Annotated in this window: 10 protein-coding genes; 3 read left to right on the forward strand and 7 right to left on the reverse strand. The window is 52.8% G+C overall.

Annotation, left to right across the window (positions count from 1 at the left end; all coding sequences use genetic code 11):
- Positions 1-31: 31 nt before the first annotated feature.
- Together aceK and E4T21_RS17980 are read right to left on the reverse strand one after the other, a co-directional pair.
- Positions 32-1,774 carry a bifunctional isocitrate dehydrogenase kinase/phosphatase gene (gene aceK, locus E4T21_RS17975; protein ID WP_149286341.1) on the reverse strand — a complete coding sequence of 581 codons (1,743 nt, stop codon included), beginning with the start codon at positions 1,772-1,774 and terminating at the stop codon, positions 32-34.
- Between the two features lie 209 nt (positions 1,775-1,983).
- The gene (locus tag E4T21_RS17980) at positions 1,984-3,462 is read right to left on the reverse strand and encodes a TrkH family potassium uptake protein (RefSeq protein ID WP_149286342.1); all 1,479 of its coding nucleotides are present in this window, start codon (positions 3,460-3,462) and stop codon (positions 1,984-1,986) included.
- A gap of 211 nt (positions 3,463-3,673) precedes the next feature.
- Here E4T21_RS17980 and E4T21_RS17985 point away from each other — a divergent pair, with 211 nt between their 5' ends.
- The 3 genes from E4T21_RS17985 to E4T21_RS17995 are packed head-to-tail and all read left to right on the forward strand — an operon-like array spanning position 3,674 to position 5,528.
- The gene (locus tag E4T21_RS17985; protein ID WP_149286343.1) at positions 3,674-4,426 is read left to right on the forward strand and encodes a pseudouridine synthase; all 753 of its coding nucleotides are present in this window, start codon (positions 3,674-3,676) and stop codon (positions 4,424-4,426) included.
- On the forward strand, positions 4,423-5,289 hold the full coding sequence (tcdA, locus tag E4T21_RS17990; RefSeq protein ID WP_149286344.1) for a tRNA cyclic N6-threonylcarbamoyladenosine(37) synthase TcdA: 867 nt from the start codon (positions 4,423-4,425) through the stop codon (positions 5,287-5,289). The genes E4T21_RS17985 and tcdA overlap by 4 nt, the downstream gene beginning before the upstream one ends.
- Positions 5,290-5,303: 14 nt before the next feature.
- Positions 5,304-5,528 carry a DUF1653 domain-containing protein gene (locus E4T21_RS17995; protein ID WP_149286345.1) on the forward strand — a complete coding sequence of 75 codons (225 nt, stop codon included), beginning with the start codon at positions 5,304-5,306 and terminating at the stop codon, positions 5,526-5,528.
- A 178-nt stretch (positions 5,529-5,706) separates the two neighbouring features.
- Here E4T21_RS17995 and bfr read toward each other — a convergent pair whose 3' ends face one another.
- From bfr to E4T21_RS18020, 5 genes are all read right to left on the reverse strand, one after another.
- Positions 5,707-6,189: a bacterioferritin gene (bfr, locus tag E4T21_RS18000; RefSeq protein ID WP_149286346.1), complete on the reverse strand. Its 483-nt coding sequence runs from the start codon at positions 6,187-6,189 to the stop codon at positions 5,707-5,709.
- 230 nt (positions 6,190-6,419) lie between these two features.
- Positions 6,420-6,641 (reverse strand): (2Fe-2S)-binding protein, encoded by a 222-nt coding sequence (locus E4T21_RS18005; RefSeq protein WP_338036104.1) that lies wholly within the window; start codon positions 6,639-6,641, stop codon positions 6,420-6,422.
- 311 nt (positions 6,642-6,952) lie between these two features.
- The gene (locus E4T21_RS18010; protein WP_187775037.1) at positions 6,953-12,892 is read right to left on the reverse strand and encodes a BapA/Bap/LapF family prefix-like domain-containing protein; all 5,940 of its coding nucleotides are present in this window, start codon (positions 12,890-12,892) and stop codon (positions 6,953-6,955) included.
- Positions 12,893-13,567: 675 nt separating this feature from the next.
- Positions 13,568-15,211: an AGE family epimerase/isomerase gene (locus E4T21_RS18015; RefSeq protein ID WP_149286349.1), complete on the reverse strand. Its 1,644-nt coding sequence runs from the start codon at positions 15,209-15,211 to the stop codon at positions 13,568-13,570.
- A gap of 382 nt (positions 15,212-15,593) precedes the next feature.
- Entirely contained in the window at positions 15,594-21,098 is a 5,505-nt protein-coding gene (locus tag E4T21_RS18020; RefSeq protein ID WP_149286350.1) for an Ig-like domain-containing protein, read from the reverse strand.
- Between the last annotated feature and the right edge of the window lie 230 nt (positions 21,099-21,328).

Raw genomic sequence — 21,328 nt, forward strand, 5'->3', positions numbered from 1 at the left:
TGAACAAGCGCAGACACTTTTCGCACAGAGCCTAATACGTCAGTTCCCCTTGGTCCTCCGCAAAACGCTGCTTGTTGCGGTAGGGGTAAACATCAATGACCTGGCCACTGGCGATGGCATTCTGCAGCCCTTTCCAGTAGTCCGCGTCAAACAGCTCTGGATGCAGCTCGTAGAACAGCTTGCGCAAGCGTATATCAGCAAACAGGAACGGGCCGAACTCTTCGGGAAAAATGTCATTGGGCCCCACGGAGTACCAGGGCTCGTCAGACATTTCCTGTTCAGGGTACAGCGCCTCGGGAATATGCCGGAAGTTGCATTCGGTCAGGTAGCAGACCTCATCGTAATCGTAGAAGATCACTCTCCCATGACGCGTCACACCGAAGTTCTTCAACAGCATGTCGCCCGGGAAGATATTGGCCGCAGCCATCTGCTTGATGGCATTACCGTAATCCTTGAGTACCGCGCGCGTTTCCTCCACATCACACTGTTCGAGATACAGATTCAGCGGCGTCATCATGCGCTCGGTATAACAGTGCTCGATGATCACCTTGTCATCCTTGAGCCTCACCGTGGATGGAGCCACGGCCAACAACTCATCCAGACAATCCGGATCGAAATGATCCCGCCGTGACACCAGATAGGTGAACTCCTGGGTATCTGCCATGCGCCCTACCCGATCATGCCGCTTGACCAGGCTATATTTCTCGCGCACGTTCTCGCGACTCATTTCCTTGGTCGGATCGAAGCGGTCCTTGATGATCTTGAACACGGTTCGGTGGGAGGGCAGCATGAACACCGCCATGACCATGCCGCGTACCCCTGGCGCAATGATGAACTTATCCTCGCGCCTGGCAACCTGGCGATTGAGTTCACGAAAGAACTCGCTTTTACCATGCTTGAAGAAACCGATAGCGGCATACAGCTCATTGAGCGGCTTGTCCGGCATCAACACCTGCAGGTAGCGGACAAACTCTCCCGGAACAGTCGCGTCCACCTGAAAATACACCCGGGTGAACGAGAAGATGATCGATACTTCCTGAGGCTCGATAATCACCGTATCCAGCTTCAGGCCCTTGCCTTCATCGTGGAGAATCGGCAAGACCAGAGGTACCTGAGTATCACCAGCCAGAATGCGCCCGACCAGATAGGCCCCTTTGTTGCGATAGAAGACGCTCTTGAGCCATTCGATTTCGGCGTCTGCCGCGTCACGCAGCGCCACCGGCAGATGGGTGGACAGAAACTCCCCTGCCAAGTGCGCGCACAGGTCCAGGTCGACGAATGGCACCTCGAACCCTGCCTCCACCAGCACGCCCTTCACAGCAGCTTCCCAGTCTCCTTCAGCCTTGCGATGGTGACATAGTTCAATGCCGGAATGATGCGGCGCACTATCCAGGGAAGAATAGACGAACATCCAGTCGTCGCGAATATGGCGATGATGGAAAACCGAGCAGAACAGTGAGTTGAAATAGGTTTCAGCCAGCTCGTAATCCAGTCGCTGACTGATCATCTCAGCATAATGCTGCTTGGCTTCTCGCCAGCACTCGCAATGAGTAAGAGAGTCTCCGTCGATGGTGCGCCTGAGCTTGCCCAGCGTTTCATCGACTTTTTCCTGATAGAGGTTGATACGTTCCGCGGACGCCTGCTGAGCCTCTTTCCATGCGGCCTCTTGAAAGCGCCTTCTGGCATCCAGCGTAATCAGCTTGAAGCGTGAACGATATTCATCAAACCCATGCAGGATGGTAGCGGCAAGACGGTAGGCGGGTGACAGTTTCATCGCAGGGCTCCCGGCAGATATCAGCTCAGAGTGCAGAATCTCGCCACATCATGCGAGACGACCAATGTCGACTGTCATGTTGCCCTGCAACATACCTCAAACCTAGCCCCCCTGCACATCAAAGCACAGGATAAGGTTGATTCATCAGAAACAAGGCTGTCCTTCCTTGGTAATAGCTTCTGCCTGAACGGTTATTTCTGCCAGAACGGTTACTTCTGCCAGAACATCGGCGTCAGCAATACCAGCACGGTCAAGATTTCCAGGCGCCCCAATAGCATGCCAAAGCTCAATAGCCATTTCGCCGCATCCGGCAAGGTGCCGAAATTGCCCGCTGGCCCAATGACATCTCCCAGGCCTGGGCCGACATTGGCGACAGCGGTGGCAGCTCCGCTCAAGGCGGTCACGTAATCAAGCCCGAGCAGAGCAAGGGCCATGGCCAGTCCAGCAATCGTCAGGAAGAAGAAGAAGGAAAACGCCACGACGCCACGGCCCACATCATCGGACAGGGGAAGCCCATTGAAGCGGGAAACAAAGACTCCACGCGCATGGATCAAGTAACGCAGCTGACTGAGCAGCATCTTCATCGAAATCTGAAAACGGAAAATCTTCATTCCACCCGTTGTCGAACCACTACATCCACCGACAAAGGTCAGGTAGAAGAAAGCCATCACCGCCAGTGGTCCCCACTGCATATAGTCATCGCTGGCATAACCCGTGGTGGTCACCACCGATACCACATTGAAAGCCGTGTGAGTAAGGGACATGAAGGGAGCTTCACCACGCGAGACCCGATACAACGTGATGCACAGTACCACCACTACCAGCAGAATCAGCAGGCCGCGCACCTGTTCATCACGCCACAGAGCCTTGGGAGAACCACGCAGGCAGCGGATATAAAGCACGAACGGCAAGGAGCCACAAAGCATGAACAAAGTGCCCATCCAGATCAGGTGAGGTTGGTCACTATACGCGCCGAAAGAGGCATCACTGTTAGCGAAGCCGCCGGTGGCAACCGAGGTCATGGCATGCACCACGGCATCCAGAGGCTGCATTCCCCCAAGCCAGTAAGACAGCATGGCCAGCAGCGTTACCCCGACATAAATGCCCAACGAAGCCTGGGCAATACCACCGGTGCGTGGCAAGACTTTATCTGACCAGTCGGAGGACTCGGTCTGAAACAGACGCATGCCCCCCACTTTCAGGAACGGCAGGATGGCAATCCCCATGACGATGATGCCGATGCCCCCCATCCACTGCATCAGCCCTCGCCATAGCTTGATGCCATCGGACAGGTGCTCGATCCCACTGAGTACCGTGGAGCCCGTGGTCGTTACCGCAGACACCGACTCAAAGAACGCATCCGTGATACCAAGCTCAGGCACTCCGAAGACCAGAGGAAGGCTGGCAAAAGCACAGATCGACAGCCAGCTCAGCGTGGTCAGCACAAACATCTGCTGCGTCTTGAGCGCAATATGCACGCCACGGGTCAACCACCAGCTCAGGCTTACCGTGACCAGCAATACCACCAGTGCGAGTCCGAAGGCGTGAGTATCCGCATCGCCCTCGAAGTGCAGCACCAGCCAGGGCACCAGCATGAAGACCGCGAGGACCAGCCACAACAAGGACAATACCCGGAGCACCGGCGCCCAATCCCACCACCAGCGCCTGACTTGGTTCCCTCCCGCCATTCACAGTCCCCCGGTATCGTCACGATAAAAGCAATATGATGAAAATCAGATGATAAAAACAACGTCATGCAATGATTCGCGGCGCCCATCATAGACCAACAGCATACAATTGCGAGACCTCTGGTCGAGCAGATGCGCTTTTCGAGGGTGACAGGTGCCGCCATGGCGGAGACAATAAGCCTCCTTGTGCCAGCATCTTCTTTGACAGAGCATCCCCTTGTCCCTACCCATCCTATTTCAGGACGATCATCTGGTCGCGGTACACAAGCCCTCCGGGCTCCTGGTTCACCGCAGTCCCTTGGCAGGCGCCGAAAGCGACTTCCTTGTCCAGCGCCTGCGTGATCAGCTGGGCCAGAAGGTCTATCCGGTTCACCGCCTGGATCGTCCAACATCAGGAGTGATTGTCTTCGCCCTGAGTAGCGAAGTGGCGGCCCGGCTCAACACAGCCTTCAGCGAACGCCTTGTGGAAAAGCGCTATCTGGCGGTGGTACGAGGCATCGGCCCGGAAGAACAATGCATCGAGCGGCCCCTGCGCGAAGAGGATGGCTCGCGGCCCAAGGCCGAGATGCCAGCACTCGATGCCACGACCGTGGTACGCCGCCTGGATAGCGTAGAATTACCCGTACAGGTCGACCGTTATCCACAGGCACGTTATTCACTGATGGTGGCGAACCCTCTGACAGGACGACGTCATCAGATTCGTCGTCACCTTGCGGGGATTGGCTATCCCATCATCGGCGATGCCAAGCACGGCAAAGGCAATCATAATCGCTTCTTCCGCGAAGCACTGGACTGCCCTCGCCTGTTGCTGGCCGCTGTGGGGCTGCGCTTCCAGCATCCCATGACAGGCCACCGACTGGTTTTGGACTGCCCATTGGATGACACCATGACGCGGCTGTTCGACCGCTTTGGCTGGAATGCCCATCTACCCCGCCCTGCCGCCATAGAGACAATGATTTCATGACCGAGGACGCCATGAACGATGACGTTTCGCTCACCACACCTTCTGCTACAGGCCCCGAGAATGTCACTTCCGATGGTGTGACTGCGGGCGACTACGACCTGCGCTTCGGTGGTATCCGGCGGCTCTATGGCGCCACGGGAGCTGCACGCCTGGCCGATGCTCACGTTGTGGTCGTGGGTGTCGGTGGCGTCGGTAGCTGGGCGGTGGAGGCCCTGGCCCGTTCTGGTATCGGCAAACTGACATTGATCGACCTGGATGACGTTTGCGTCTCCAACGTCAACCGTCAATTGCACGCTCTGGACGGCACCATAGGACGCCCCAAGGTGGAAGTCCTGGCAGAACGCTGCCGTGCCATTCATCCCGCTATCGAGGTGATCGCTGACATCGCCTTTGCCACGCCAACCAATCTGGCCGAACGTATCCCCGAGGATGCCGATCATCTGATCGATGCCATTGATAGTGTCGCCGCCAAGGCCGCGCTCATCGCCTGGTGCAAAAGACGCAAGCTACCGATCACCGTCACCGGCGCAGCAGGCGGCCAGACTGACCCAACCCGCATTCGAGTTGCCGACCTCACCCGTACCGAGCATGACCCCTTGCTGGCCAAGGTACGCTCCCAATTGCGCCGAAATCATGGTTTTTCACGCAATCCCAAGCGCCGCTTTGGCGTGGAATGCGTCTATTCCGACGAACAACTGGTCTACCCCGGCAGCGACGGCGAGGTTTGCCACACCAAGCCCGGTGCTGGTGATTCAACCCGTCTGGATTGCGCAAGCGGCTTTGGCGCCGCCACCTTTGTCACCGGCACCTTCGGCTTCACTGCAGCCGCTCGCGCCTTGGCTCGCCTGACGCGAAACACTTGAAAGGAACCCCTACCATGACAGCCTCCCTCGTTCCCGGTATCTATCGACACCACAAGGGCCTGCTCTATGAAGTCATGGGTGTTGCCCAGCATAGTGAAACCGAAGAACCACTCGTCGTCTACCGCGCCTTGTATGGCGACTACGGCCTGTGGGTCAGGCCCTTGGACATGTTTCAGGAAAGCGTCGAGAAGAATGGCCAGCGGGTCCCCCGTTTTGCGCTGGAAAGAGCCTTCAGCTAAGTGAAATAAAGAGCCTTTAGCTAAGTAAAATAAAGAGCCTTCAGCGAAGCGAGGTAAACGACCTTCAGCGGAGATGGCCGAAGCACTACCTGTAGGATAGACAATCCAAGCATAAAAAATGGGAAGGCCATCGGCCTCCCCATTTTTATATTGCAGCAACAAAGAAGCTGTCAGCGGATCACTCGCCACCCGCTTCATGCATCTGCTTCTGCAGGTAATTCTGCAAGCCAACCTTGTCGATCAGGCCAAGCTCGGTTTCGATGATGTCGATATGCTCTTCTTCATCATCAAGGATCTGGCGGAACAGGTCGCGGCTGACGTAATCCTTGATCTGCTCGCAGTAGGCAATAGCCTCGATCAGGTCATTGCGCCCCTGGTGCTCGATTGTCAGGTCACTCTCGAGCATTTCCTTGGTGTTCTCGCCAATGTGCAGCTTGCCGAGATCCTGCAGGTTGGGAATACCTTCGAGAAACAGGATACGCTCGATCAACACATCGGCATGCTTCATTTCCTCGATGGATTCGTCGTACTCCCACTTGGCCAGACGAGCCAGGCCCCAATCCTTGTACATCTTGGCATGCAGAAAGTACTGATTGATGGCCACCAGCTCATTCCCGAGCACAGTGTTCAAATGTTCGATGACTTTAGGATCGCCCTTCATTGTGCCTCTCCTCGTTGCAATGGCGCGTCCGAGGCCGGCCCTAATTAGGAAAGCACCTCGTCCTACGACAACAAGCTGGCACGACAAAACCGGCCTTACCAGCTCCTTTAAGAGCCAGTATAGGCCGGAAATATAAAAATTCAATTAAATCAATTAGTTGAAAAAGGCAAAGTAAACGATAGTGATTGCCAACTCAGATGCCTTTTTACAACCGTTCCCACTATGGTGGATCACACTGCATACGCCAGGTGCTGTACCTCCTGGCTAAGCTTCTCATGAATGGCCTCACGTACGATCTGCTTGCCTACACAAGCGCACTTCCCGCACTGCGTTCCGCAGCCGGTTTCGCGCTGGACCTGACGCCAGCTGTGTGAACCATCCTCGACACTCTGGCGGAGGTGGCGGTCACTGATCCCTTTGCATAGGCATACATACATAAGACTCAACCTCATTCTCTGGAAGCACCCTATTGTTCATGCCGAGAGGTGCGCCTTCGGCTCATGCTTCCCTTTCGATAGAGAATGTAAATGATTCCCATAGCGATAACAACCTTTTTGCTAACAGTTCCTATTTGCGCACGCTAATCAATTGAATTCACATAATTTTCACCCAACAGAAAACAACCCTCCGTTTTTCAGCCATCAAAAAAGGGCCGCCGAGGCAGCCCAAAAACTCTTCAAGGAAACAACACGATCAGAGCCTCCCTGGCGGGGAACATGATACCCCCCGCCAGGTGACAGTACCTGCTTTCAGCAATGGAGCATCAACTGACCACCAACTGGTGATTGGCCAGCAGCGTGGCTAGGTCCGTTTGCACACCAGACAGGGTAACGATAGTGGTCATCTCATGGGCAATTCCAGAACCATCCAGGTCGATGGCAATTTCCGTGTCACTGCCCTGCACGGTCACTTTCAGGTAATCCTCAATATCCCCCGCCTCTGGATCCAGCACACCATTACTGGCACTTGCTGAGCCATAGTATGCACTCCCAGACAGCAGGTCACTGAGGTCAATGCGATCCGCATCAGCAGTATTGCCCCAACTGCCGAGAGTGAAACCACTGACTCGATCAGCTCCATTACCACCGGTAGCATCAGCAGCATCCAACATGCGGAACACCACGGAGTCATTACCGCCATTGCTGATAATGAAGGTATCGTCGCCACCGCGACCCTCCAAGCGGTTATTGGCTACAGACCCCGTCACCACATCATTCCCGCTACCACCTGAGAACGACTCGATGTCCTTCAGGGTCGATGTATTGAAACCCGTGTCCTGGGCTTCGTCACTGGAGAGATCCAGTGTTACACCTGTCACGGCTACGCCAAAGTCAATGCGGTCATCGCCACCAATATCTGACCACTTTGCACCATCAATTGTATTTTCCCAACCACCCGCACCATCGTAGACATCATTGCCTGCCGTGGCGGTAAAGATATCGTTGTAGCCTGTACCAACGAAGGATCCATCATGGCTTTCACCACCCCGCTCAGCAGTCAGCACATAGTTGGTGAACTCACCTTCCGCCGGACTCAAACCACTCCAGCTCTGGTTGACCGAGGCATCGACATCACTACGCACGCCATCTTGGATGCGTATCAGCTCTGCACTGTAGGTTTCGTTAGGATCCAGACCATAGAAATACACCAGCCCCGTAGAGAAGGTACTCAAGCCTGTCGACGGATTGATCTGCTGAGTGGCCACACGATTACCGGAACTGTCATACAGGTTGACCGTATTGCCATAAAACACATTGAAACCTTCCTGATCAACAATGCGCAGAGCTATGTAAGTATCGCGATCCAGCTCATTGGTATTCATATCAGACCACCAATGGCCATCAGTATCGATACTCAGAATGTCCTGACGACCATCCCAATCATAGTCAACAACCGTTGATCCTTCTACGATACGACCTTCATCATAAGTCAGGGTATCGATATCGGCCTTGGTCCAAGAAAGGCCATCGCCATCATTGAGAGATAGGGTTGCTCTAGTCTTATCATGCTTACCATCCCCCATCTGAGCGATATCAACATCACCATCCATGTCCCAATCCAAGCCCAACGCGATGCTGGAATACGAATAAGCCCTGGACCCTTCATCATTCTCGTAGCCCCCCAAATCTACGAACTTATACCCGTCAGAGAACGTCCCGTCGCCATTATTTAACGCTAATGCTGGATCGTCACTGCCAAAGTTACTTCTTGATGTCCATGCGTCCAGCTGTCCATCATTATTATAATCAGCAGTAAGTATAGCCCATGTACCATCTGAAGAAGTCCCTCCATTTGAACCAGAGGACGAGAAGAACTTATCGATCAAGCTAACTCTTTCAAATGTATTATCAGACTTATTCTCCAAGACCTGAAGATCACTATAGCCAGAGCCATTTTCATTAATACGGCCGATAATATCCACAGCTCCATCATTATTATAATCAACAACTCCCGCAACTAGCGCATGGTCATATATTTGATAATCATCATCCGTTTTATTATTTGCACTTACCTCGGTAAAAGTGCCATCTTTATTATTCCTCATGAAGGCAGTGGTGGAAATCAGACCATCTCCAGCACGTGCAAAATCGACATAACCATCACCAGTCATGTCCAGTGCTACTATACCTCCATAAGTCTTGCTTGATCCCTGCTTCCAGAAAGGTAATATGGCTTCCACACTGTAGGTCCCATCGCCGTTGCCCTTCCACAGGTTTGAATAGTCGCCTTGGTCGCGTACGGATACCAGGTCCATATCCCCATCACGGTCAATGTCCCCGCTGGCATAACGCACATCCGCATCAGCGATGATACTGGACTGGGCATAGTCATTACGATCCGCACCTTGCTGGGTAAAGACTTGCTGTTGGGTCGTCATCCGCCAAGTACCGTCTTCACTCAGTGCCAGGCTCATGCCCAGGGTTTTATTGTTATCCGTCGTGATATCTTCGTGTACATAATGGGTGAACTGCATGGCCCCCGAGATATCCGAGTCAGGTGTTTCCGCCCAGGGGCTAGCGATATGCACTTCCCCGCTACCATAATGCGTGGTGCCTTCGAAGGCATCCACTATCTTGGTCTGTACAGCATAATTACCAAGAGCCAGTTCCTCGCCAGCGGGTAATTGCAGCGACCAACGCTCTCCGTCCACTACCACTTCACCGCGGAGATTACTGTATGTCCGTCCATTTAGGGTGACGAACAACACATCATCACCATCTAGAGGAGCACTCAATGAACCTATAACGTTTGGCAACGCACCAAATCCGGTAAATTCTACTTCTGCGTATTGCTGAACATCACCCATTTCAGGATTACCATCATGGTTGGCATCGACCGTCACCATAAAGTCATTGCTGACAATCGCGCTCGTATCGCTTTCAACATGTTTGATACGCGCGGAGAATTCATAGTCGCCATCAGCTAGTGATGCGGGCAAGCTCATAGACCATGAAGTACCATCGACCTTGGCATTACCGATATAGTGTTCCGTACCGGGCACTTTTCGGCATATCACCTGTATCTCGTACCCCTCGTTCAGCGGAGCATCCAGAGTACCATGCAACGTGATTGTCTTGTCATCGGTCTCTGAACCACTGGGCATTTTACCGACTTCCGGTCCGACATTATCGGTGAATGTATCAATACTGATCGAGGTTGCCCCGGGATCGTCCAGTATCACGGTGCGATCTACACTATGAGCACTACCCGCTGTGTCGGTCGCCACAGCAGTGACCTTGGTCGCACCGTCGAGACCATTCCAGGCTTCGGAGGGAACGTTTACCGCCCAGTGGCCGCTTTCATCAGAGGTCGTAGTATACTTCTCACCATTTACTGTCACTACCAGTTCGGAACCAGCCAAGGCAGTACCGTCAATGGTGATGTCCGCGGCTTCTTCAGCCGCATCAATAACATCGTCACCTGTGACAGGATAGATAGTAACCGGAACCACGGAGATCGGATGTTCAACCGAGTCGACATTGCCAACACTATCAGTCGCCACTACCGTAACACTGGTTGCATCATCAAGGCCGTTCCATGCTTCAGTGGGAACATCTATAGCCCAACGACCATCCTGGCCGGCAGTGGTATTGAACTGTTCACTACCTAGAGTGACCTCTATCTTGGAGCCCGGTTCAGCGATGCCGTCAATGGTAACGCCCGCTGCAGCTTCATCTGCTTTGACAATATCATCCCCCGTGACTGGGTTCACGAACGGTATACCTCCAGTCACGATAAGGACAGGGTGATCAATCGCCGCTGTGTCGCCATCAGGCTCGGTAACTACGACGGTGATGCTCTCTTCCCCGTTCGCCCCATCCATCACGTATTGAGGGATATCGACGGCCCAGTTACCTTCCTTATCAGCTGTGGTCGGAAACTTCTTGCCATCGACTACAACCACCACCTCGGCACCTGGGGTCGTTGTGCCATCAATCACCACGCCATCGGTGACCTCATCACCAATGATGACATCGTCTCCGGTAACAGGGTTGACGGTGATTGGCACATCGTCCACACCCACGGTGACCGGGTGATCGATCACACCAGTACTGCCATCCGGCTCAGTCACCTCTACGGTGACATTGCCATCGTTTTCCTTGGCCCAGGCCTCGGCTGGAATATCCGCTGACCAATTGCCCTTGTCGTCAGCCTTGGCAGGGAACTCCTCATCACCAACCTTCACCACAACATCAGACCCCGGCGTGGTAGTCCCATCAATCGTCACGCCACCAGTGGCTTCTTCGCCGGTGATAATGTCATCCCCGGTAACCGGATTAACTGTGATTGGCACAGTGTCCGCGTCAGCGTCAGCGTCAGCATCGGCATCGGCATCGGCATCGGCGTCAGCATCCGCATCGGCGTCAGCATCCGCATCGGCGTCGGCATCGGCATCGGCATCGGCATCGGCGTCAGCATCCGCATCGGCGTCAGCATCCGCATCGGCGTCGGCGTCGGCGTCGGCGTCGGCGTCGGCGTCGGCGTCGGCGTCAGCATCCGCATCGGCGTCGGTATCATCCGTGTCGATAGTGACTGGGTAGTCAATTGCCGCAGTGTCGCCGTCTGGTTCAGTGACGACCACGGTGATGCTGTCTTCACCGTTAGCCCCGTCCAGAGTTTCTTCAGGAATATCCACCGCCCAATTGCCATCGCCATCAGCAGTCGTCGGGTATTCCTTACCATCGATCACTACGACCACCTCTGCATTCGGGGTCGTTGTGCCATCAATGGTCACCCCATTGGCGGCTTCTTCATCAGTGATGATGTCATCACCGGTAATCGGATTAACCGTGATCGGCACATCATCGGTACCAATGATGACGGGATGATCTATCTCTGTCGTATTGCCGTCTGGATCGGTGACCACCACGGTGATGCTGTCGTCACCGCCGGCTCCATCCAGGGTCTCTGCAGGAATATCCACCGCCCAATTGCCATCACCATCAGCAGTCGTCGGGTATTCCTTGCCATCGATCACTACGACCACCTCTGAATCCGGGGTCGTCGTGCCATCGATGGTCACGCCATTGGCAGCTTCTTCATCAGTGATGATGTCGTCACCGGTAATCGGGTTAACCGTGATCGGCACATCATCAGTGCCGATGATGACCGGGTAGTCAATTGCCGCAGTGTCGCCATCCGGTTCAGTGACGATCACCGTGATGCTGTCGTCACCACCGGCTCCATCCAGGGTTTCTTCGGGAATACCTACCGCCCAGTTGCCATCGTCATCGGCGGTGGTCGGGTATTCCTTGCCATCGATCAATACGACCACCTCTGAATCCGGGGTCGTCGTGCCATCAATGGTCACGCCATTGGCCGCTTCTTCATCAGTAATAATGTCGTCACCGGTAATCGGGTTAACCGTGATCGGCACATCATCAGTACCGATGATGACCGGGTGATCTATTTCTGTTGTTCCGCCCTCTGGATCGGTAACGATCACGGTGATGCTGTCGTCACCGCCTGCCCCATCCAGGGCTTCTTCGGGAATATCTACCGCCCAGCTGCCATCGCCATCGGCGATGGTCGGGAATTCCTTGCCATCGATCACCACGACAACATCTGAACCGGGGGTAGAGGTGCCATCAATGGTCACACCACCAGCTGCGTCGTCATCAGTGATGATGTCATCGCCGGTTATCGGATTGACCACAACAGCGGGATCGTTTCCGCCACCATCATTATCATCGTCGCTACCGCCCTTGCTGCTACCACCATGGCCAGCACTGGCGGCGAGTCCAAGCAAAGTCACTGCCAGACCAGCGCCGATCAAAGGGATCAGGGCACCGCCATCGACATCGCCGTACAGCAACGGCTCAATGCCTGTCGTCAAAGGTTCTACGTTGGCCGCCAACTCGATCACTTCGCCCTGGGCAAGCTGATCTGTCATTGCCGCATCATCAAAGATGACATGCTGCACCGCTTGGCCGTCCTCGCCAGGCTCGCCAAAAACCAGTTCACTGTGATTGCCTTCCGCATCCTTTTCAAAGAACTGGGTGCAACGAATCGTGCTTCCATCCTTCATATGGATAATCAGGTCATTTCCCATGCGTTCATAACGCAGGACATCCTGAGTGTTACCCTGCACCAGCACGACACTGGACTCTGCGATATTCAGGGTAATATTGGCACTATCACCTTGTTTGAATGACTGATGAACGTGCTCTTCTCGTGAAATGGTTTCAATGATTCTTTTCATGGTCATATTCTTCCTTGAAACAAAAACGATGAACAAAAGGACTATAAAAGACTATTTTTCAATAGCCTTTATCAACATCATTCACCTGGATAACCTCATTGTCGTTAACAAAGAAAATACTTGAACTTTTATGAGCCATGACAAGGGTCAAGTACTGAGTCAAGCTATTTTCCTCCTTGAGTCTTGCATAAGGAGAAATAGACGGGATTAAGAAGAATCTCTGTGTCAAGTAGGGGAATTCTTATTCGCTATCGCACAAGCGCCATACAATTACGCACAAAAGACAAATTACTAGAGTGCATTCATATACTTTTGTAAGGAATTTCCCACACACGAGAGTAATTGGCACAATCATCATAGCCTGGTAACTCTTCATCCAATAAAAACACCTCTTCCAGAGTAGGCTTATGGCTGACTCTGGAAGAGGCGCTACCAAAGGAATCTATCTAGACGCCTTGGTTATAACATGTCAGTGTTGTGATAAATCACCGGATCCAGATCTACGACAAAAAATGGTGCTTCAGCGAACTGACCATATGCTATTTTTTGAATATATCCAGTAACAATTAATTGTCTAATATTTAAACTACTTATCAGCTAAATCACTTAAGTATAAAAATTCTTTCATATATGAGCTGCCAATCTACATAGTCAGTGAGTAGTTGCCATATCTCTCTATTTCTTTTCCAGAAATCCTAAATACGCCACAAACCCGGAAAGATAGTGTTCCACATCATCAATTCGCACCCTGAAGGCATGATGACGAATATAGAAACTTCCCAAAATTCTCTCTGGGTTCTTGAAATACATGGCATATTCCGGCCAGAAATGACCATTGAGAAGATACTCCGCACGAGTCTCAAGAGCGCGATAGAACTTGTCGATATCCAACTGATCAAGAAGGTGCCTATGAGTATCATTCTCCTGAATTCTGCAGATCATCTTTTCTGCCGCCATCATAAGCTCAAGAAGCGTCGGAAAAGTGGTAATACGATTCATCATGAAATCCAGATAGCCAGCCACATTCTGGATACCAAAGCGGTAATATTTCTCTTCCGGCCTGTACCTTGTCAATTCATTGACACAATAGCTCAGCCAGTGATCATGAGCCTTCCAGGTATCATTGGCGATAAAGTGGTTGAAGGCTTTTTCTACTATCTCGATCCAGCGTGGGTCCTTGGTCAAGCCATAGGCTCTCATCAGGCCAAATGCCGCCTCCCCCTCGTAATAGATGATACGGAACCTCTCCTTGATACTTAGATCGGGGTAATTAAGGACGTGGATAAAAGCTCCTGTATCAGGGTCTTGCATAAACCGGATACCCAGAGCCAGGCGCTCGATCAGCCCAAGGTAAGCCTCATCGCCCGTCAGTTCCGTATACTTGGCCAAGGCCAGCAGGCAGACAGCATTGCCACCTAGTTTCACTTCGCCACCCTGGTCGACGAGAAATGCCGCCTCGTCGCCATTATGCAAGGATGCATTCTGGATTAGAGTCCCAGTGAGATAGTTGAGTGAGCGGTCTATGGATGCCTTGAGCGTTTCGTCTCGAGTGACCTCCCACGCTTCCAGCATGGAATAGGTGGTACTGGCATGCCGCAAGGTGTTGTAGGCATTGATAGGCCTGTCGAAGCATGGGTGCCAACCATAGTAAAACTGCCCACTGGATTGCACTTGCGTAGAAAGATAATGACTGCTCCTCTGAATCAGACCGTATATAGCCTGTGGATCCATGGGCTCCATGCGCCTTCCCGCATTTTTTCCTGCAGGAAAAAGCAGTCGAGGCGATTCATCTACAGAACAAAACACCCCTTGCGTATCCAGCACATACACATCATCAGAAAAGTTTGGCACATAGTCCTTGTACCTTTTTCTGGCATATATCTCGAAGTTTTTCTTGTTGATTACTGAATGAGAAATCTGATTACCGCCATATAGCATGGCGTTGGCATTGATTTCCTGTTCTAAAAACACTTTATGGAAACCACTGTCCAACGCCAGGCCATGGCGAAAATAATTGCGTTTGACTTTCTTTAACCGAGTATCCAGTTCTTTCCAGGAAATTTTCTCAGCAGACCTCACCCAGTCAATTCTTAGCCATCCAGTCTGTAGTCTATCTTTCTCCGCTTGCCTTCGGCATTTGAAAACAGCTTTCCCCCACGCCTTATGGAAGGTATCTGCTGAAGCATTGACGATGCTTGCTCTATTCTTTCCATCACTCATGGAGATAAAAATAGTGTACGAGGGCATAGGGATTTTCAGAGCTTCTATATTGTCTTTTACTAGGGGTAATGCCTTGGCCAACAACTCATTCAACGACATGATGCTCTACCTTTTCCCTTAGTGATTAGTGTGCGTGATGAATAAGCCTGGCACTCGCGAATTCTTAGTCTAACCGTATGACTATCTTCAGGTTCTTACTCAATATTTGAAGCGGAGAGACACTATCTCCATTTGCAATGAGGTAACAGCATATTGATGCAGGGTCACCCAGCCTGTAGGACTCGCCCTATTTGATAGTCAGTAAATTCTTATTTCATGTTTCGTTTCTATTAGTTTCGTCTCCGCTCTATGCTAATCAATTCTTGATGTGACATTGAAAAAACGCCGAGCCATGTGGCCCGGCGTTCACCCTACTGTTTATCGCTAGCGAAGAGCATGCTCCACGTCAGCTCGATGCCTTGTACCGCTCTGATTATTCACCTTAATTGACGATCAGTTGGTGATTGGCCAACAATGTTGCCAGGTCCGTCTGCACACCAGACAGGGCCACCAAGGTGGTCATCTCATGGGCACTACCAGTTCCATCACGGTCGATGGCAATTTCTGTATCACTACCATTCACCATGACACTGAGATAATCAGCGATATCCCCTGTTTCCGCATCCAGAACATTACCAGTAGCGGTTGCTGCGCCATAGTAACGACTATCGGCAAGCAGATCGCTAAGATCGATACGATCAGCATCCAGCGTATTGCCCCAGTTGCCTAGGGTGAAACCACTCACCCGGTCAGCCCCATTACCACCTGTAGCATTAGCAGCATCCAGCACATTGAACACTACCGAGTCATTACCACCATTGCTGATAACGAAGATATCGTCGCCACCACGCCCCTCGAGACGATTATTGGCAGCAGAACCGATCACTACATCATTCCCGTTACCGCCGGAGAACGACTCGATATCTTTCAGGGTCACGATATTGAAACCGGTGTTCTGAGCCACCGTACTGGACAAATTCAGACTAACTCCGGCAGTAGCCGCACCGAAGTCGATGCGGTCACCCCCTCCAATATCCGACCAACGGGCGCCACCTACCGTGTTTTCCCAACCACCAGCACCATCATAGACATCATTGCCTGCCGTGGCGGTAAAGATATCGTTATAGCCTGTCCCCACAAAGGTGCCATCGTGGCTCTCACCATCCCGCTCAGCGGTCAGCATATAATTGGTGAACTCACCTTCCGTCGGACTCAAGCCACTCCAGCTCTGGTTGACCGTGGCATTGACATCGCTGCGTACCCCATCCTTGATGCGCACCAGCTCCGCACTATAGGTCTCGTTGGGATCGAGGTTATAGAAGTACACCAACCCGGTAGAGAAAGTACTCAAGCCTGTCGACGGATTGACCTGCTGGGTGGCCACCCGATTACCGGAACTGTCATATAAATTGACCGTATTGCCATAAAACACATTGAAGCCTTCCTGATCAACAATACGCAGAACTATATAAGTATCACGATCCAGCTCATTGGTATTCATATCTGACCACCAATGGCCATCGGTATCGATACTGAGAATATCCTGACGCCCATCCCAGTCATAATCGACAACCGTAGCTCCTTCCAAAACACGGCCTTCATCATAAGTCAAGGTATCGATATCAGCCTTGGTCCAGGAAAGGCCATCACCATTATTCAGCGATAGAGTAGCTCTGGTCTTATCATGCTGGCCATCTCCCATCTGAGCGATGTCCACATCACCATCCATATCCCAATCCAAGCCCAATGCGATGGTAGAATACGAATAAGACCTGGACTCTTCATCATTCTCATAGCCACCCAAATCTACGAACTTATACCCATCAGAGAACGTCCCGTCACCGTTATTTAACGCTAATGCTGGATCGTCACTGCCAAAGGTGCTTCTTGATGTCCATGCATCTAGATTTCCGTCATTATTGTAGTCCGAGACAACAATAGACCATCCATCAGCCGATGAGTCTTCTCTATCCGAGCCTGCTGAATTAAAGAATTTATCAAGCAGATTGACCCGTGTAAAAGTATTATCTGCATTATTATTCATAACCCCAAGTGAAGAATATGAATTAGTATTTTTACCAATACGTCCAATAAGATCAACAGCCCCATCATTATTATAGTCAGAAAGACCAACAATCATGGAATTGTCATATATTTGGTAATCATCATCTATGAGATTATTTGCACTTACCTCAGTAAAAGTACCATCTTTATTATTTCTCATAAATGCTGTTGTTGAAAGCTGACCATTTGCAGCCCGTGCAAAGTCGACATAGCCATCACCGGTAAAGTCCAGAGCCACTATACCACCAAATGTACCTTTTTGGCCTTGTACCCAAGGGGAAATTATTTCACTGGTATAAGTTCCATCTCCATTGTTTTTCCATAAGTTAGAGTAATCACCTTGATCACGAACGGAAACCAAGTCCATATCCCCGTCACGGTCAATATCTCCACTGGCGTATCGTACATCGGCATCAGAATGAATCTGGGTTTGTGAATAGTCATTACGATCCATACCCTGCTGGGTGAAGACTTGCTGCTGAGTCGTCATCCGCCAGGCACCATCACCACTCAACGCTAAGTTCATACCCAGGGTGTTATCATTATCGGTCGTGAGATCCTCACGTAAGTAATGGGTGAACTGCATGGCCCCCGAGATATCCGGGTCAGGCGTTTCCACCCAAGGGCTGGCAATATGCACTTCCCCACTACCATAGCGCACAGTACCAAGGGACTCATCAACCACCTTTGTTTGTACGGCATAATTGCCTAGTGCCAGTTCTGCTCCAGCCGGCAGTTGCAAGTGCCAACGCTCACCATTCAGCTCCACTTCTCCGTTCTTGCTGCTATAGGTGCGACCGTCCAAGGTAACGTACAACGTTTCATTGCTATTCAGCGCTTCATTCAGCGAGCCATTCACCTTTGGCAGAGGACCAAATCCGGTGAAGTCCACTATGGCATGAGGAATATCACCGAGCGACAGCGTCATCGCAAAATCATTGCTGCGGGACACATTACTTCCCGCGCTCACAATTTCGGCACTGAATACGTGTGTACCCTCTTGCAGGGTCGGCACTGCATAACTCCACGTCAGACCACTAGCCAGGGCTTTGCCAAGATATTCGCCATTACGGTAAATATGTATCTCATCTCCTGATCTCAATACCTCGTCCAATGAGCCATTCAGTGCTACTCGATCATCATCGGTCGACGCACCATTTGGCATATCACCTGTCATGACTCCGACATCATCAGTGAAGCTGTCGATGGTGATAGCAGCCGCTTGCGGGCCAGTATCGGCATTCGGGTCGTAGGTCAGGTTGAATACCTGATCAACCGTCGCTACAGCGGCACTCGCTGCGTCAACAACCGAAGCGGCTACACTGTACTTCCCGTATTGCCCTGTTTCATCCAATGCCAACGGCAGCTCGAAGGTCCAGGAGGTACCGTCGACTATCGCATAGCCCGTCTTGGCCTTATCGCCACCAACAGCATCATTGTAATAAACGACCTCCACTCGCTGGCCATCCTGCAGCGGCGCATCCAGCGAGCCGTTCAATGTGACCAGGGTATCGTCTGTGACCGAGCCGCTGGGCATATCTCCCTGAACCGGGCCAACATCATCGGTGAAGCTATCGATGGTGATAGTAGTCACCGGCACCAGGCCTTCCACGCTGACATCACGCTCGACATTCGCCGGGTTACCCGCCTTGTCGCTTACGCTGACGGCCACGGTGTGCTCACCATCCGCCAGGGCCATGACATCCTTCGCGCCGATATACAGTTCCCAGTTACCATCCGCATCCACGGTCGTGGTGTAGCTCTTGCCATTCAGCTCGACCGTGACCACTTCGCCGCCAGTCAGACCTGTAGTGGTGCCGCTGACTTCCAGGGCCTGCTGCTGTTCGGCGGCATTGATGATGTCGTCCCCGGCCAGCGGGTTCAGACTCAGGGTCGGGGCTTCGGTATCCAACAGCACATCGCGGGTGGCGCTGCCGGAACTGCCTGCACTGGAAACTTCCGCGCTAACCGTGACATTGCCATCGGCCAGGTTGGCCCAGGCATCGGCAGAGACCGGCACCGACCAGGTGCCATCAGCAGCCACGTATCCTGTGTACTGCTGGTCACCGATGCTCACGGTGACCACCGCACCTGCCGGGGCCTGTGCCGCGCTGCCGGTAATCGCCAGTTCGCTCGCGGCCTCCGCGGCATTGATCTGGTCATCGCCGGTGATCGGGTCGATCACCACGAAGTTGGCGCCCTGCTCGGAGTTCACCACCACGAAGTCGGTCGCCTCACCGGTGTTGCCGATCGGGTTAGTGGCGCTCACTGAGACAATTTTCAGGCCGTCATCGAACGTCGACACTTCAAGGCGCGAAAGCCCCAGGAACCAGCTGCCATCGGCTTCGACCTCGGTGGTATAGATGTGCTCACCGATGGCGATCGTGACGATGGAGCCTTCGTCCAGCCCGGTCGAGGTACCACTGACTTCCAGTGACTGGGACAGTTCAGTCGCATCGATAACGCCGTCACCGGCCAGCGGGCTGTTGATCGTCACCGTCGGTGTCACGGTGTTGACCACCATGGTGTGCTCGCCGCTGGCCGGGTTGCCGGCATGGCTCTCGACCGTGGCGGTCAGCGTGTGCTCGCCATCGCTCAGTGCGGCCACATCACCGGCACGGACCACGACGGACCACTCGCCAGAGGCGCTTACGGTGGAGGTGTAGGTCTGGCCATCCAGCTCGACGCTGATCACCTCACCGCCCTGCAGGCCGGTGGTCGTGCCGGAAACTTCCAGGGCCTGGCCATGTTCAACGGCATTGACGATGTCGTCTTCAGACAGGGTGTTGATGGCCACGCTCGGTATCTGCGTGTCCAGTGTCATCTCGCGCGTGGCACTGCCACTGTTGCCGCCAGCGTTGGTCACCGTAGCGGTCACGCTGATGTCGCCGTCGGTCAGGCGCTGCCAGATATCGGCCGGGACATCCACGCTCCACTGGCCCTGGGCATCGACCACGCCGGTATACTCGCGGTCCAGTACGCTGACCACCACTTCATCGCCTGCCGAGGCGTTGTTCACCGAACCGGTCACGCTCAACGGCATCTGAGCTTCGGCGGCGTTGAGCAGGCCATCGCCAGCCAGTTCATCGATCGTGACCTGCACCCCACCGGTAATGACGAAGACTGAATGACTATCCTGCACCACTGCACCGCTGGCACTCGTAACGCTGGCGGCAATACTGGCCACGCCAGCCGGCACCGCGATCATGTCTTCAGCCAGTACCACCACCTTCCAGCTACCGTCCGCTTCCACGGCGGTGGAGTAGGTCTTGCCATTCAGCACCACCAGCACCACATCATCCGTCTGCAGACCAGTGGAGGTACCGGTAATTTCCAGGGCCTGGCCATATTCGGCGGCACTGATGACGTCATCACCCGCCAGGGGTGCGTCAATGCTCAGGCTCGGGGCCTCGTCGGCCAGCAGTACGGGGGCTTCGGCCTGCAGGGTGGAGACTTGCACGTCCGCCTGCCCTTCACCCAGCGTTTCATCACCGACATTCGCCAGGGTCTGGGCCAGTGCTTCCGGAAGTGCAGCCAGTTGCGGCGTCAGTACCACGGCCTCATCGGCAGATGCTGCAGCCGCCTGGTCCCGGGCTTGAGAAAAGGTGACGTGGGTGGCTGTCTGAAGTGTATCGCCAAGTACCAGATCACTTGTCTGGCCCTGGGCATCCGCCTTGAAGAACTGGGACAGTTGAATGACACGCTCGTCATTATGAATCAGCAGGTCATTGTCCACTCGCTCGTAGTGAGTAGTATCTGTCACCGCTTCGTGCACCATTACTACGCTGGGCTCAAGGATGGGGACGAAGACCTCGTCTGCCACTGAGCGTACGGGCTGGCGTGTCTGATTGGCAAGGGTGATTAGACTCAGCATTGTTTCCATGGAAGCCCCTTTCGACTAGATCTGTTTGCAAGACAAACAGCAAAGTTTTTTCGATAAAAACTTTTCACTCAGATAGTTGAGTGATTTTTCGAGTTGACGAACACAATGACGGAGGATGATCAGAGAAACTGAGAGAGAGGTACATAAAGTGCATATGATTTTATATAATCCATATGATGCATATACAAAATCCTTTATCTCATAATATCACCTACCGTTACCGCTTCGTA

The sequence above is a fragment of the Halomonas binhaiensis genome (assembly GCF_008329985.2).
GTDB classification, from domain to species: Bacteria; Pseudomonadota; Gammaproteobacteria; order Pseudomonadales; family Halomonadaceae; genus Halomonas; species Halomonas binhaiensis.